Source organism: Streptomyces sp. NPDC018019 (assembly GCF_044327805.1).
Taxonomy (GTDB): domain Bacteria; phylum Actinomycetota; class Actinomycetes; order Streptomycetales; family Streptomycetaceae; genus Streptomyces.
In genome coordinates, this window is the sequence record NZ_JBIRGD010000017.1 from 107980 (window position 1) to 121609 (window position 13630).

Below are 13630 nucleotides of genomic sequence, written 5' to 3' on the forward strand. Positions count from 1 at the left end.
GCCGACCGCCGTCCGCCGCGTTCCCCAGGGGCCCGCCGGGCGTTAGCGTGCGCACGACACGGGCCTGACGGCGGAGGTGGAGGCATGACCCTGTCCAGACGGAATCTGCTGGCCGCGACGGCGGTCACGAGCGTGCTGGGTGCGACGGCGATGACGGGCGAGGCGGCTGCGGCGGGACCGGCGGACGGGTCCCCGACGACCGGTGCGGCGGGCCCCGGAGCGGGTGCCCGCCCCCTGCGGACCCGCACCGGCTTCGACCGCCTCGCCGCCGACGGCTACGCGCTCCTGTCCGGCCGCCGGATCGGCATCGTCACCAACCCCACCGGCGTCACCCCGGACGTACGCCACATCGTGGACGTCATGCACGCCGACGGACGGGTGGACCTGGCCGCCGTCTTCGGCCCCGAGCACGGCTTCCGGGGCACGGCGCAGGCGGGCGGCTCGGAGGGCAGCTACGAGGACCCGGCCACCGGCCTGCCGGTCCACGACACATACGGCAAGAGCGGGCGCGCGCTGGCCGACATCTTCACCCGGTCCGGCGTGGACACCGTCGTCTTCGACATCCAGGATGTCGGGGCGCGCTTCTACACCTACATCTGGACGCTGTACGACTGCATGGTCGCGTCCGTCCTCGCGGGCAAGCGCTTCGTCGTCCTCGACCGCCCCAACCCGGTGACGGGCCGCGCCGCGACCGGCCCCGTACTGGACCGCGCGCAGGCGTCCGGCGTGGGCCGCGAACCGATCGCGCTCGCGCACGGCATGACCGTGGCCGAACTGGCCCTCCTCTTCAACGCCGAGTTCGTGCCACGCGCGGCGGGCCGGGCGGCCGAGCTGGAGACCGTCCTGATGAAAGGCTGGCGGCGGTCCGCGTTCTTCGACGCGACCGGCCTCCCGTGGGTCCCGCCCAGCCCCAACATGCCCACCCCGGACACCGCCCTGGTCTACCCGGGCACCTGCCTCTTCGAAGGCACCAACCTCTCCGAGGGCCGCGGCACCACCCGCCCCTTCGAACTGCTGGGCGCCGACGGCATCGACCGCCGCTGGGCCGCTGCCGCCACCGAACTGGCCACCGGCCTCGGTCTCCCCGGCGTCCGCTTCCGCGAGGCGTACTTCACCCCCGCCTTCTCCAAGTTCCAGGGCAAGACCATCGGCGGCGTCCAGCTCCACGTCCACGACCGCGGAGCCTTCGACCCGGTCCGCACCGGCATCGCCCTTCTGATCACCGCGAAACGGACCTGGCCCGGTTTCGCCTGGCGCCCGGACCACTGGATCGACAAGCTGACCGGCACGCCACACGTCCGCACGATGATCGACGCGGGCGCCGGTGCGGACGAGGTGGCCGAGGCGTGGCAGGACGGTCTGACGGAGTTCCGCCGCATGCGCCGGGAATACCTGCGGTACCGATAGCTCCCCGCAGGGCACGCAACGCGATGTGCGCAATGTGCCCTGGTGGCGCCCGGGACGTACGGCCATGGTGGAGCCGGAGACACCCCGCCCCTCCCGGCCGGAAGGACCACGCCCCCGTGACCACCACGCCGCATTCACCCTCCCCCGCCGTCCAGCTCACCGAACACGCCCTCGCCTACCTCCACTCCGCCGCGCTGCGGGCGGCGGCGCTCCTCGGCGTCGCCGACCACCTGGCCGACGGCCCGCGCACCGCCGAGGAACTCGCCGCCGCCACCGGCGCCGACCCCGCACACCTGCGCCGCGCCCTGCGCCTCCTGGCGACGCGCGACGTCTTCCGCGAGGACGACGCGGGCGCCTTCCACCTCACCCCCGCAGCCGACTCCCTGCGCTCCGACGCCCCGTCCTCCATGCGCGACGCCGTCGTCATGCTCACCGACGACCCGTTCTGGCGCCCGGCCGGACGACTCGCGGACACCGTCCGCGCCGGTCACACCGTCTTCGACGAGATCTTCGGCGCGCCCTACTTCGGCCACCTGGAACGCGTACCGGAAGCGGGCGCCGTCTTCGACACCGGCATGGCCGGCCTGGCCGAGAGCGAGAACGCCCCCGTCGCCGCCGCGTACGCCTTCCCCCCGGAGGGCACGGTCGTGGACGTCGGCGGCGGACGCGGCGGTCTGCTGCGCCAGGTCCTGCTGCGCAACCCGGGCCTGACCGGCATCCTCCACGACCAGGAACCCGTCCTCCGCCACCACACCCTGGACGTCCCCGACCTCACCGGCCGCTGGCGGTCGGCCCCCGGCGACTTCTTCACCGCCGTACCGGCCGGCGCCGACGTCTACCTCCTCAAGCGCATCCTGCACGACTGGAACGACAGCGACTGCGTGCGCATCCTGCGTGCCTGCCGCGCCGCCATGACCCGCCCCGGCAGCCGCCTCCTGGCCATCGACGCGGTCCTGCCCCCGGGCAACGCCCCCCATCCCGGCAAGACCATGGACGTCCTGATGATGACCTCCCTCAACGGCCGCGAACGCGACGAGTCGGCCTTCCACCGTCTCCTCGCCGAAGCGGGCCTGAAACCGGCCCGCACGATTCCGACGGACTCGACGCTGTCGATCGTGGAGGCGGTGGCGGGGTGAGAGCGGCGCCGCCCGCGCCTCGCCGTCTCATTCAACAAGACGCTCCGTCCCATCTATTGACTGGCCCGGCGTCCCGCGTGACAGTGCCGCTCGTGCACAGTGACGCGACATCAGCAGCCACCCCGGCGGAGCGCCCCCCGGCCGCGGAGGCCCCGGTCCGGGGCCGGGAGGCCACCGCTCCGCCCGCCTCCCCGGAGAGCCTCCGCCGGGTGGCCGTGGCCTCCTTCATCGGGACGGCCATCGAGTTCTACGACTTCTACATCTACGGGACGGCTGCCGCCCTGGTGCTCAACCAGGCGTTCTTCCCGACCCTCGACCCGGTCAACGCCACGCTCGCCTCGTTCTCCACCTACGCGGTGGCATTCGCGGCGCGGCCCATCGGGTCGGTGGTGTTCGGGCATTTCGGGGACCGGGTAGGGCGGAAGTCCGTGCTGGTGGCCTCGTTGCTGTTGATGGGGCTGTCGACGGCGCTGGTGGGCCTGCTCCCCGGGTACGGGACCATCGGGGTCTGGGCGCCGCTGCTGCTGATCCTGCTGCGGTTCCTCCAGGGGATCGGGCTGGGCGGCGAGTGGGGCGGCGCCGCGCTGCTGGCGGTGGAGCACGCACCGAAGAAGCGGCGTGGCCTGTATGCGGCGTTTCCCCAACTCGGCCCGCCCGTCGGGTTCTTCGCGGCGACCGGGGTGTTCTGGCTGCTGTCGGCGGCGCTGGACGACGGCGCCTTCCGGTCGTGGGGGTGGCGGGTGCCGTTCCTGCTGTCGTTCCTGCTGGTGGCGGTGGGGCTGTTCGTACGTCTGAAGATCAGCGAGACGCCGGTGTTCGCGAAGGTGATGGACGCGCGGGAGGCGAGCAGGGTACCGGCGTTGGACGTGCTGCGCCGGCACCCGCGCGAGCTGCTGCTCGGCGCGGGCGGCATGATCATCGCGTACGGGCTCTTCTACACCGCCACGACGTACTGCCTGGCCTACGCCACCGGCACGCTCGGCATCTCCCGCAACACGATGCTCGCCCTCTCGCTCGTCGCCTGCCTCTTCCTGGCGGCCGGCACCTGGCTCGCCGCCACCCGCTCGGACGGCATGGGGCGGCGCAGGCTGGTGCTGGCCGGGACGGTGGCCTCGCTGGTCTGGGGCGTCATCCTCTTCCCGCTGCTGGACACCCGGCAGCCGGTGCTGATCGCGGTGGCGATCGGCGGCGCGCTGTTCTGCATGGGGATCGTGTACGGCCCGATGGGCGCGTACCTGCCGGAGCTGTTCGGCACCACCGTGCGGTATTCGGGCGCCTCGCTGGCGTACAACCTGGGCGGGGTGCTGGGCGGGGCGGTGTCGCCGCTGGTGGCGACCCGGTTGCAGGCGGCCTTCGGGTCGGTGTCCGTGGGGTGGTACGTGACGGCGATGGCGGTGGTGTCGCTGGCGTGCGTACTGGCACTGCCGGAGACCCGGGAGCGGGAACTGGTGGGCTGAGAACCCGGGCACGGCGCCGCGAGCCGGGTACGGGCCGGAGCCCCGCTTGCGGTCCGAAAGCCCGGCCCCTGCCCGGCGGGAATCGGCCGTGCGCGGCGTATGGCCGGATCCGCCCGTCCGCAGGACGATGCCCTGCACAACGCGGCGCGGCCCGGAATCCCGGCCCGGTGAAGGGCCCGGCGCGCCGCTCAGGGGGTCGTCATGACGGATACCTCGGACACCTCGGGCAGCTCCGGCGCAGCGGCGGCCGGGGACATCGGCGTCCAGCCGTACTGGGAGCTGATGTTCGACGCCGACGGCGACCCGGACCCCGCCCGGCGGGACCGGCTGGCGGCCGGGGCGGCACAGCAGCGCGTCACCGACCTGCTGGTCTTCGCGCACGGCTGGAACAACGACCGGTCGATCGCCACGCGGCTGTACGCACGGTTCTTCGCCCCGTTCCCCGCCCTGGTGGGGGCCGGGGTGCGCCTCGGGTACGCCGGGGTGATCTGGCCGGCGATGCGGTTCACGGACGAGCCGATCCCGGACTTCGACCCGGCGGCGGCCGACGCGTCCGCCGCGCCGGGCGGCCCGCCGCTGCTGGACGACGCGACGCTGGGCGCCCTGGCCCGGTGCTACCCCGGCCGCGAGCTGACGCTGCGGCGTCTCCAGGAGCTGCTCGCCGAACGGCCCGGGGCCCGGTCCGCCTTCGACGAGTACGCCCGGCTCGTGCGCGAGCTGGTGTCGGTGCGCGCGGGCAGCCCGGCGGAGCGGCTGGCCGAGGACGCGGGCGCCGGTGTGCCCGCGATGCTCACCGACGACCCGCTCGGGGTGTGCGAGGTCCTGACGGCGGCGCTGGAGAAGTGCGGGCAGCAGGAGCTGTTCGGCGACGGGCTGAAGCGGCTGTGGAACGGCGCGAAGGAGCTGCTGCGGCAGGCGGGTTACTACGGGATGAAGCGGCGGGCGGGCGTGGTGGGCCAGCTGGGGCTGGGCCCGGTGCTCGGCACCCTGGTGAAGAGCGCGCCGGGCGTACGGATCCACCTGATCGGACACAGCTTCGGCGCCCGGCTGGTGGCGTACGCACTGCGCGGCATGCCCGCCGGCGTCACCGGGGTGAAGTCCGTGACCCTGCTGCAAGGGGCGTTCTCGCACTACGCGTTCGCCGCCCGGCTGCCGCACGACCCGGGCCGCGGCGGGGCGCTGAGGGGGGTGCAGCAGCGGGTGGACGGCCCGACGGTCGCCTGCTTCTCGCGGCACGACACGGCACTGGGCATGTTCTACCCGCTGGCCTCCAAGCTCGCCGGCGACTCGGCGGGCTTCCGGGACCTCTTCGACCGCTGGGGGGCGATCGGCCACGACGGCATCCAGGCCGTGGACGGCGCCCAGCGCCTGAAGCTGGGCGCCGCGGTCCCCGGCACGGGCTGTGTGAGCATCGACGCGTCCCCGGTGGTCCGCAACGGGCCGCCGCCCGCCGGCGCGCACAGCGACGTCTGCCACCGGGAACTGGCGCGGGTGGTGCTGGCGGCCGGCCGGATCACCGGGAAGTAGGTCCCCGTACCGGACCGGATGACGCCAAGTTCGGCGGCGGCGCGGATCGACCGCCCGGGGTGTGGGTACCAGGAGTCACCGGTGCCTCTTCCGTGGAGGCCGCCGGTACCGCGTCCCCGTCGGAAGGTGGGCAACCTTAACTTTCTCAAATCCCCACAGATGTACGGTGGGTGATGCACACGAGGCGCGCCGGGCGCCGCGGGGGACACCGGGAGCGAGGGGCGCGACCGGTGCGGCGCACGTGCCGCCACCACACACCCGCAAGACAGTTCGATGGATCCGGTGGGCGGTCCGCTACGTCCATTCTCTGTCCAGTCGGGTCCTCCCCACGGAGGTGGGATGAATTGGCCGGTTTCAGAGCTCTCGCAGAACAGGTGCGCAATCCCCGTCTCGTCGCCACCCAGCGGCGTACGGCACTGCGCAAGTGCCTCGAACGCTTCGCCCCGTACGGGCATCGCGCGACCTGGCATCATCTGTGCACCCGGGCGGGCATCGCGACGCAGGACCGCGAACCCGACCCGGCGCGGCTGGTGGCCGCACTGGAGGAACTGGAGGAGGCCCGCGCCGTCTGGCTCGGGTACGAGCAGGAGTTCGCGGCCCGCAGGCGCCGCGAGAAGCACGACGGCATCCGGCAGCCCAGCGCGCTCGACGACTGGCACCGGCGCACCTGGGGCGGCTGTGACATCGTGCCGTGCGAAGCGCCCCACCGGCATCCGGCGGCGCCGCTGGCCGCGGTGCTGCGCAGCATGATCGACGCCATGGAGGCGGGCACCCCGCGATCGGGCTGCCCGGTCTGCGGCACCGAGCGGTTCGTCTGGCGGACGGACCTGGAACGCTTCCCGATGGCCGGTCCGGTGTGCCAGGAGTGCGGGATCGTGGCGCCGCTCTCGGTGCTGACCCGGGAGGCGCTGGCCCAGTCGCGGCAGTCGTCCCGCGAGCGGCGGCTGTCCGTGGCGGCCTGAGCACGGCCGGGACGCGCCGCCGGGGCGACGGGCGCGCGCGGGTGCGGGGCGGGTGCGGGTGCGGGTGCGGGTGCGGCGAGGGCGTACTTCCCGGAGGTGGATGAACGCTGTACGTTCCGCCTCATGCGTGCGTCCGGCCGTTCCCGTACCGTGGCGCCGCCGGGCTGGAGCCGCTGGCTCGTACCGCCCGCGGCGCTGTCGGTCCACCTCGCCATCGGGCAGGTGTACGCCTGGAGTGTGTTCAAGCCGCCGCTGGAGTCCGCGCTGGGGCTGTCCGGGACGGCCTCCGCGCTCCCCTTCCAGCTGGCCGTCGTCATGCTGGGGCTGTCCGCGGCCTTCGGCGGCACCCTCGTCGAACGCAACGGCCCGCGCTGGGCGATGACCGTCTCGGCGGTCTGCTTCTCCTCGGGCTTCCTGGTGGCGGCGCTCGGGGCGGCCACCCGGCAGTACTGGCTGGTCGTCCTCGGCTACGGCGTCATCGGCGGCGTCGGTCTGGGCATCGGCTACATCTCCCCCGTCTCCACGCTGATCAAGTGGTTCCCGGACCGCCCCGGCACGGCCACCGGCATCGCCATCATGGGTTTCGGCGGCGGCGCCCTGATCGCCTCGCCGTGGTCGGCGTGGCTGCTCGGGGTGCTGGGCGCCGGCCCGGCCGGGATCGCCGGTACGTTCCTGGTGATGGGGCCGGCGTACGCCGTCTTCATGACGCTCGGCGTGCTGCTGGTACGGACACCGCGGCTGCCGTCCGACGGCGCGGACGCCCCCGGCGGACGCCGTACGGCCGATTCCCGCCCGCCGGTCGCCACCGCGCAGGTCTCCGCCCGTAACGCCCTGCGCACCCCGCAGTTCTGGTGCCTGTGGGTGGTGCTGTGCACGAACGTCACGGCGGGCATCGGCATCCTGGAGAAGGCCGCCCCCATGGTCGCCGACTTCTTCGCGCGCAGTTCCACGCCGGTGAGCGCGTCGGCCGCCGCGGGCTTCGTCGGGCTGCTCTCGCTCGCCAACATGCTCGGCCGGATCGTCTGGTCGGCCACCTCCGACCTGGCGGGACGCAAGCACGTCTACCGCCTCTACCTGGGCGCCGGCGCGCTGATGTACCTGCTGATCGCGCTGGCCGGCGATGCGTCCAAGCCGCTGTTCATCGTGTGCGCCGCGGTCCTGCTCTCGTTCTACGGCGGCGGGTTCGCCACCGTGCCCGCCTATCTGACGGACCTGTTCGGCACGTACCAGGTGGGCGCGATCCACGGGCGGCTGCTCACGGCGTGGTCCACCGCGGGCGTGCTCGGGCCGCTGATCGTCAACGCCGTCGCGGACGCCCGCAGGGCCGCCGGGCACACCGGCCCCGCGCTGTACACGACCTCGTTCTTCGTCATGATCGGCCTGCTGGTGGCCGGATTCGCCGCCAACGAGCTGGTGCGGCCGGTGCATCCCCGATACCACGAGCCACCGCCCGCCGGGACCCGGACCGCCTCCCCCGCCGCCCCGAAGGGAGCCGCCCCGTGACCGCCCGCCGCACCGCACTGCTCGTCGTGGCCTGGCTGTGGGTCGGCCTGCCGTTCGGCTACGGCCTTTACGAACTGGCCCTGAAACTGAGACAACTCTTCACGGGCTGAAAGAACACCGCCGGTCCACCCGGGACCGGCCCCCGGAACCCCGAAGGCGGAACCGCATGACCGAGCTGCACGATCTGACCGCCCTGGAGCAGGCCGCCGGCGTGCGGACCGGTGAACTCTCCCCCGTCGAGATCACCGAGCACTACCTGGCCCGCGCCGAGGCCCTGGACGGCACGCTCGGCGCGTACCTCACCCGTACCCCGGAGATCGCCCTCAAGCAGGCGACCGCGGCGGAGGACGGGGCCGCCGCCGCGCGCCGGGACGGCCGGGGGCTGCCGCCGCTGTACGGCGTCCCCGTGCCGGTCAAGGACCTCACCCAGGTCGCCGGCGTGCGCTGCACGATGGGCTCGCGGGCCTTCGCCGACCAGGTGCCCCAGGTGGACGACCACGTCGCCGCGAAACTGCGCCGCGCCGGCACGATCCTGCTCGGCAAGACCAACACCCCCGAATTCGGTTTGCCCTGCTACACGGAGAACCTCCTCGCGCCGCCCGCCCGCACCCCGTGGGACCTGGAGCGTTCGGCGGGCGGTTCGAGCGGCGGGGCCGCCGCCGCGGTGGCCGGCGGGCTGGCCCCGGTGGCGCACGGCAGCGACGGCGGCGGCTCGGTCCGCATCCCCGCCGCGCTCTGCGGGCTGTACGGCATCAAGCCGAGCCGTGGCCTGATCAGCTCCGGCCCGGTGCTCCACGACGTCACCGGCCTCGCCACGTCGGGCCCGCTGGCCCGTACGGTCGCGGACGCGGCCGCGCTGCTGGACGCGATGGCCGGACCGATGCCCGGCGACCCGTACGCGGCGCCCGCTTTGCCGCCCGGTGAGACGTACGCGGCGTACGCCCGGCGCGTCCCGGGACGGCTGCGCATCGGCTGGCTGGCCGAGGCGCCCTTCCCCGACATCGAGGTGCACCCGGACTGCCGGGCCGCCGCCGCGGAGGCGGCCGCGCTCCTCGCGGACCTCGGCCACGAGGTGGAGGAGCTGTCCCTGCCCGCCGACGACACTTCCCGCCACGCCTTCGCCCGCGTCTGGTCGGTGATCGCCGCAAGCCGCCCGCTGCCGCCGGAGCGCGAGGCGGAGCTGCTGCCGCTGACCCGCTACCTGCGCGGGCGCGGCGCGGAGGTCACGGCGGCCGAGTACGCCCGGTCGCTCTACGCGTTCCGGATGCTGGGGCAGCTGATCGCCGACGGTGTGATGCCGCGGGACGGCGGGTTCGACGTGGTGCTGTCCCCGACGGTCGCGCAACCGCCGCCGCGGGTGGGCGAGTTGCGCGACGACGCGGACCCGCGGGCCGAGTTCGCCGCGGTCGGGGCCTTCACCCCGTTCACCCCGCTGTACAACGCCACCGGCCAGCCGGCGGTGAGCGTACCGCTGCACTGGAACGCGGCGGGGCTGCCGATCGGCGTCATGCTGGGCGGGCGCTACGGGGAGGACGCGACGCTCATCGCGCTGTCGGCGCAGCTGGAGCAGGCCCGCCCGTGGGCCGGCCGCAAGCCCGCGGTGTGGTGAGCGCCGGTGTCCGACCCGGCCGGGGAGCAGACACCGGCTCCGAGCGTCAGCGGCGCGCGCAGCGGTCCCCGTCCCGCGCGTCGGCCGTACCGGGTTCTTCCTTGCCGTCCTCGCGACTGCCGGCCCCACGGTCCTTCCGCGGACCGGCCTCCGGCGCGCCGCCGCGCGTCCGGGGCGGTCCGGCGGCCCGGTCCACGCGCAGCCGCAGCGCGCCCGCCCCCTGCTCGCCGAGTTCGTCGTACGGGTTGGACAACGCGCACTTCTGGAGGGAGAGGCAGCCGCAGCCGATGCAGTCGGTCAGCCGGTCGCGCAGCTCGACGAGCTGGGTGATGCGCTCGTCCAGCTCTGCGCGCCAGACTTCGGAGAGCCGGGCCCAGTCCTCCCGGTTGGGGGTGCGCTCGTCGGGCAGTTCGGCGAGCGCGTCGCGGATCACGGCGAGCGGGATGCCGACCCGCTGGGCGGCGCGCACGAAGGCGACCCGGCGCAGCGCGTCGCGGGTGTAGCGGCGCTGGTTGCCGGCCGTACGGGTGCTGCTGATCAGTCCCTTGGACTCGTAGAAGTGCAGGGCGGACACCGCCGCGCCGCTCCGCGCGGAGAGCTGGCCGACCGTGAGCTCGTGGACCTTGTAAGGAAGCTGAGGCACACCACAACCCTATCCGTGGCCATGCCCGATGGGCTGCGGGGATGTGCCCGGCCCCGGGCGGGCGCCGGGGCACGTCACAAGTAGAAGCGGCTGAGCGTCTCGGCCACACACACCGGCTTCTCGCCGCCCTCGCGCTCGACCGTCACCGTCGTCGCGAGCTGCACACCGCCGGACACCTCGGTCACCTCCGCGATCCGGGCGGTGGCGCGCAGCCGGGAGCCGACCGGGACGGGGGCGGGGAAGCGGACCTTGTTGACGCCGTAGTTGAGGCCCATCTGAACGTTGTCGACCCGCAGCAGCTGCGGGACGAGGGCGGGCAGCAGCGCCAGCGTCAGGTAGCCGTGCGCGATGGTGGTGCCGAACGGTCCGCCCGCGGCCCGCTCCGGATCGACGTGTATCCACTGGTGGTCGCCGGTGGCCTCGGCGAACAGGTCGATCCGCTTCTGGTCGATCTCCAGCCAGTCGCTGGTGCCGAGGTCCTCGCCGACCGCGTTCCGCAGCTCGTCGAGCGAGCCGAACACCCGGGGCTGTGCCATGTCCGTATGCCTCCTCAGGTCGCGCGGACGCGGACCGTGACGTCATCGACTAAGCGCTTGCTCAGCATGCTCAGCGGTCCGCCGCCTGTCAATGCCCGCCCGGCACCGCCCGTCGCACCCCGGGGCTCGCCCCCGGCGCCCTCACGGCTGCCGCGCGCCGACCATCCGCAGCACGAGGCCGGCGTACAGGTCGCCCACCTCCTCGGGCGTACGGGCGCCCTCCGCGGAGAACCAGCGGGCCACGTCCACGCACAGCGACAGCACCGCGAGCGTGGTGCCCGGCACGTCGCCGACGGTGAACTCCCCCGCGTCCACGCCGTCCTGGAGGATGCCGCGCAGCGAGCGGTCGGTACGCCGCCGCAGGGCGGCGATCTCGGCGTAGTGCTCCTCGCTCAGCGCCTGGAGCTCGTACTGGATGACCCGGGCGGTGGTGTGGTGCCGGGCGTGCCAGCGCGCGAAGGCGCGGACGGCGGCGCCGAGCCGTTCGGTGGGGCCGCCGTCGGCACCGGCCGCCTCCTCCATGATCCGCAGGGCCTTCTCGTGGCCGATGCCGCTGATCCGGTAGAGCAGCTCTTCCTTGGTCTTGTAGTGGATGTAGAGCGCGGCGGGACTCATGCCGGCCCGGCCCGCGATGTCGCGGGTGGTGGTGGCGTGGTAGCCGCGCTCGGCGAACGCCTGGACGGCGGCACGGACCAGGCGGCGGGCCGCCTCCGGGGACACGTCGGCCCAGTCCTCCGCCGGACCGTCCGCCCGCTCCGCCTCCGTGACCATCGCGCACCCCGATCCTCGGACCGCCACGGGCCATCCGCGACGGACCGAACACCTTACCGCGCCGGTGAGCAAGCGCTTAGAGGCGGCCCGGGCGTACGGAGAGGACACGCGACCGGGCCGGTGCGCGGTCGCACGACCGCGCGGGCCCCGGGGCCTCAGAACGCCGAGACCCCGGTGAGCGCGCGCCCGATGACCAGCTTCTGGATCTGGCTGGTGCCTTCGTACAGCGTCATGACCCGGGCGTCCCGCAGTAGTTTGCCGACCGGGTACTCGTCGATGTAGCCGTAGCCGCCGAAGACCTGGAGCGCGTTGTTCGCGGCGCGCACCGCGGCCTCCGAGGCGAACAGCTTCGCCTTGGACGCCTCGGTGGCGAACGGCTCGCCGCGGTCGATCAGATCGGCGGCCCGCCAGGTCAGCAGGCGCGCGGCGTCCACGTCCACGGCGATGTCGGTGATCAGCTCCTGCACCAGCTGGTGGTGGGCGATGGTGCGGCCGAACTGCTCGCGCTCCGTGGCGTACCCGACGGCGGCGTCCAGCGCGGCCTGCGCGATGCCGACGCAGCCCGCGGCAACCGACATCCGGCCCTTGGCCAGCGCCGACATCGCGACGGAGAACCCCTTGCCCTCCGGGGCCAGCATGGCGTCCGCCGGTATCCGTACGTCCTGGAGGACCAGTTCGGCGGTGGCCTGGCCGCGCAGCCCCAGCTTGCCGTGGATCTCCCGGCGCTCCAGGCCGGGCGTGTCCGTGGGGACGAGGAAGGCGCTGACGCCCCGGTGCCCGGGCACGTCGCCGGTGCGCGCGAAGAGCAGCACCACATCGGCCCAGGTGCCGTTGGTGATGAACATCTTGCTGCCGTTGACGACGTAGGAATCGCCGTCCCGTACGGCACGGGTGGCCAGGCTGCCCGCATCCGATCCGGTGCCGGGCTCGGTGAGGCCGAAGCAGCCGACGGCCTCGCCGGAGGTGAGCGGCGGCAGCCACCGGCGCTTGTGGTCCTCGCCGCCCCAGGCCGCGATGGTCTTGGCGACCAGGCCCAGCGAGACGGAGACGATGCCGCGCACCGCGGAGTCGCCGCGCCCCAGCTCCTCGGTCACCAGCGCGTAGGAGAGGTGGTCGCCGCCGGAACCGCCGTACTCCTCGGGGACGGTCAGGCCCAGGAAGCCCAGCTCGCCGAGTTTCCTCAGCACGGCCCGGTCGACGCGCTCGGCACGGTCCCAGGCGGCGGCGTGCGGCGCGATCTCGCGGTCGACGAAGTCCTTGGCGAGCTGCCGCACGGCAGCCTGCTCCTCGCTCAGCTCCAGGTTCATCACGGCCCCTTGGGGAGGGAGACGGCGGCCGGGCCGTCCGGGGAGCCGGACGGCCGTTAACTACCGCTGCTAGTTTTCGGGCGGCGGCCTCTACTATGTGCGGCATGGCCCGACCCCGCAAGCCCCTGCTGAGCCGGGAGCGCATCGTCACCACGGCGCTCGCGCTCATCGACGCGGAGGGCCTGCCGGCCCTGTCCACCCGGCGGCTCGCCGCCGAGCTGGGCGTCAGCGGGCCGTCCCTGTACAACCACTTCACGACCAAGGACGAGATCCTGGACGCGGTCGCCGACACGGTGATCTCCGAGGTGGACGTGTCGGCCTTCGGCGCGGGCGCGGACTGGCGGACCGGGCTGCTGGCCTGGGCCCGCTCCTACCGCGCGGCGCTCGCCGCGCACCCGAACATCGTGCCCGTCCTCGCCCAGGGGCCCGGCCGCCGTCCGGCCGGACTGAAGATGGCCGACGCGGCCTTCGGCGGCATGGTGGAGGCCGGCTGGCCGCCCGCCCAGGCGACCCGGATCTGCGCCATGGTCCGGTACTTCGTCGCGGGTTCCGCGCTCGGCTCCTTCGCCCGCGGCTTCGTCGCCGACCCGAGCGCGTACGACCCGGCCGCCTACCCGCACCTGGGACAGGCGCACCTGCTCGCGGAGCACCAGCAGCGGGTCGACGAGGGGGCGTTCGAGACCGGACTGCTCGCGCTGGTCGACGGACTGGCGCTGCGCCACCCCGATGCCGGCCCGCCGCCGGAAAAGTAGCTGTAAGGTGCATCCACCCG

The 13630-nt window shown here is 73.9% G+C and carries 12 protein-coding genes; 8 read left to right on the forward strand and 4 right to left on the reverse strand.

The annotated features are described in order from the left end of the window. Positions 1-84: 84 nt before the first annotated feature. The 7 genes from ACH4FX_RS26535 to ACH4FX_RS26565 all read left to right on the forward strand — a co-directional run bounded on the left by ACH4FX_RS26535 (position 85) and on the right by ACH4FX_RS26565 (position 9601). Entirely contained in the window at positions 85-1407 is a 1323-nt protein-coding gene (locus ACH4FX_RS26535) for an exo-beta-N-acetylmuramidase NamZ domain-containing protein (protein WP_398482968.1), read from the forward strand. A 116-nt stretch (positions 1408-1523) separates the two neighbouring features. Beyond that, the gene (locus tag ACH4FX_RS26540) at positions 1524-2543 is read left to right on the forward strand and encodes a methyltransferase (RefSeq protein WP_398482970.1); all 1020 of its coding nucleotides are present in this window, start codon (positions 1524-1526) and stop codon (positions 2541-2543) included. Positions 2544-2635: 92 nt separating this feature from the next. Next, positions 2636-4000, forward strand: coding sequence for an MFS transporter (locus ACH4FX_RS26545; protein ID WP_398482972.1), 1365 nt, complete (start codon positions 2636-2638; stop codon positions 3998-4000). 201 nt (positions 4001-4201) lie between these two features. After that, positions 4202-5527, forward strand: a complete 1326-nt coding sequence (locus ACH4FX_RS26550) for a serine-threonine protein kinase (RefSeq protein WP_398482973.1) — start codon at positions 4202-4204, stop codon at positions 5525-5527. 344 nt (positions 5528-5871) lie between these two features. Next, positions 5872-6489 carry a hypothetical protein gene (locus ACH4FX_RS26555; protein WP_398482975.1) on the forward strand — a complete coding sequence of 206 codons (618 nt, stop codon included), beginning with the start codon at positions 5872-5874 and terminating at the stop codon, positions 6487-6489. Positions 6490-6612: 123 nt separating this feature from the next. After that, entirely contained in the window at positions 6613-7992 is a 1380-nt protein-coding gene (locus ACH4FX_RS26560; protein WP_398482977.1) for an OFA family MFS transporter, read from the forward strand. 166 nt (positions 7993-8158) lie between these two features. Further along, positions 8159-9601, forward strand: coding sequence for an amidase (locus ACH4FX_RS26565; protein WP_398482979.1), 1443 nt, complete (start codon positions 8159-8161; stop codon positions 9599-9601). Between the two features lie 46 nt (positions 9602-9647). On the opposite strand, the gene soxR is transcribed toward ACH4FX_RS26565, so the two are convergent. The 4 genes from soxR to ACH4FX_RS26585 all read right to left on the reverse strand — a co-directional run bounded on the left by soxR (position 9648) and on the right by ACH4FX_RS26585 (position 12858). After that, entirely contained in the window at positions 9648-10244 is a 597-nt protein-coding gene (gene soxR, locus ACH4FX_RS26570) for a redox-sensitive transcriptional activator SoxR (RefSeq protein WP_398482981.1), read from the reverse strand. A gap of 74 nt (positions 10245-10318) precedes the next feature. Then, entirely contained in the window at positions 10319-10780 is a 462-nt protein-coding gene (locus tag ACH4FX_RS26575) for a MaoC family dehydratase (protein WP_398482982.1), read from the reverse strand. Between the two features lie 141 nt (positions 10781-10921). After that, positions 10922-11551 (reverse strand): TetR/AcrR family transcriptional regulator, encoded by a 630-nt coding sequence (locus tag ACH4FX_RS26580; protein ID WP_398482984.1) that lies wholly within the window; start codon positions 11549-11551, stop codon positions 10922-10924. Positions 11552-11706: 155 nt separating this feature from the next. Beyond that, positions 11707-12858 (reverse strand): acyl-CoA dehydrogenase family protein, encoded by a 1152-nt coding sequence (locus ACH4FX_RS26585; protein ID WP_398482986.1) that lies wholly within the window; start codon positions 12856-12858, stop codon positions 11707-11709. A 104-nt stretch (positions 12859-12962) separates the two neighbouring features. On the opposite strand from ACH4FX_RS26585, the gene ACH4FX_RS26590 reads away from it, so the two are divergent. After that, a complete protein-coding gene (locus tag ACH4FX_RS26590; protein ID WP_398482988.1) occupies positions 12963-13610 on the forward strand; it encodes a TetR/AcrR family transcriptional regulator in 648 nt (215 codons plus the stop codon). Positions 13611-13630: the final 20 nt, after the last annotated feature.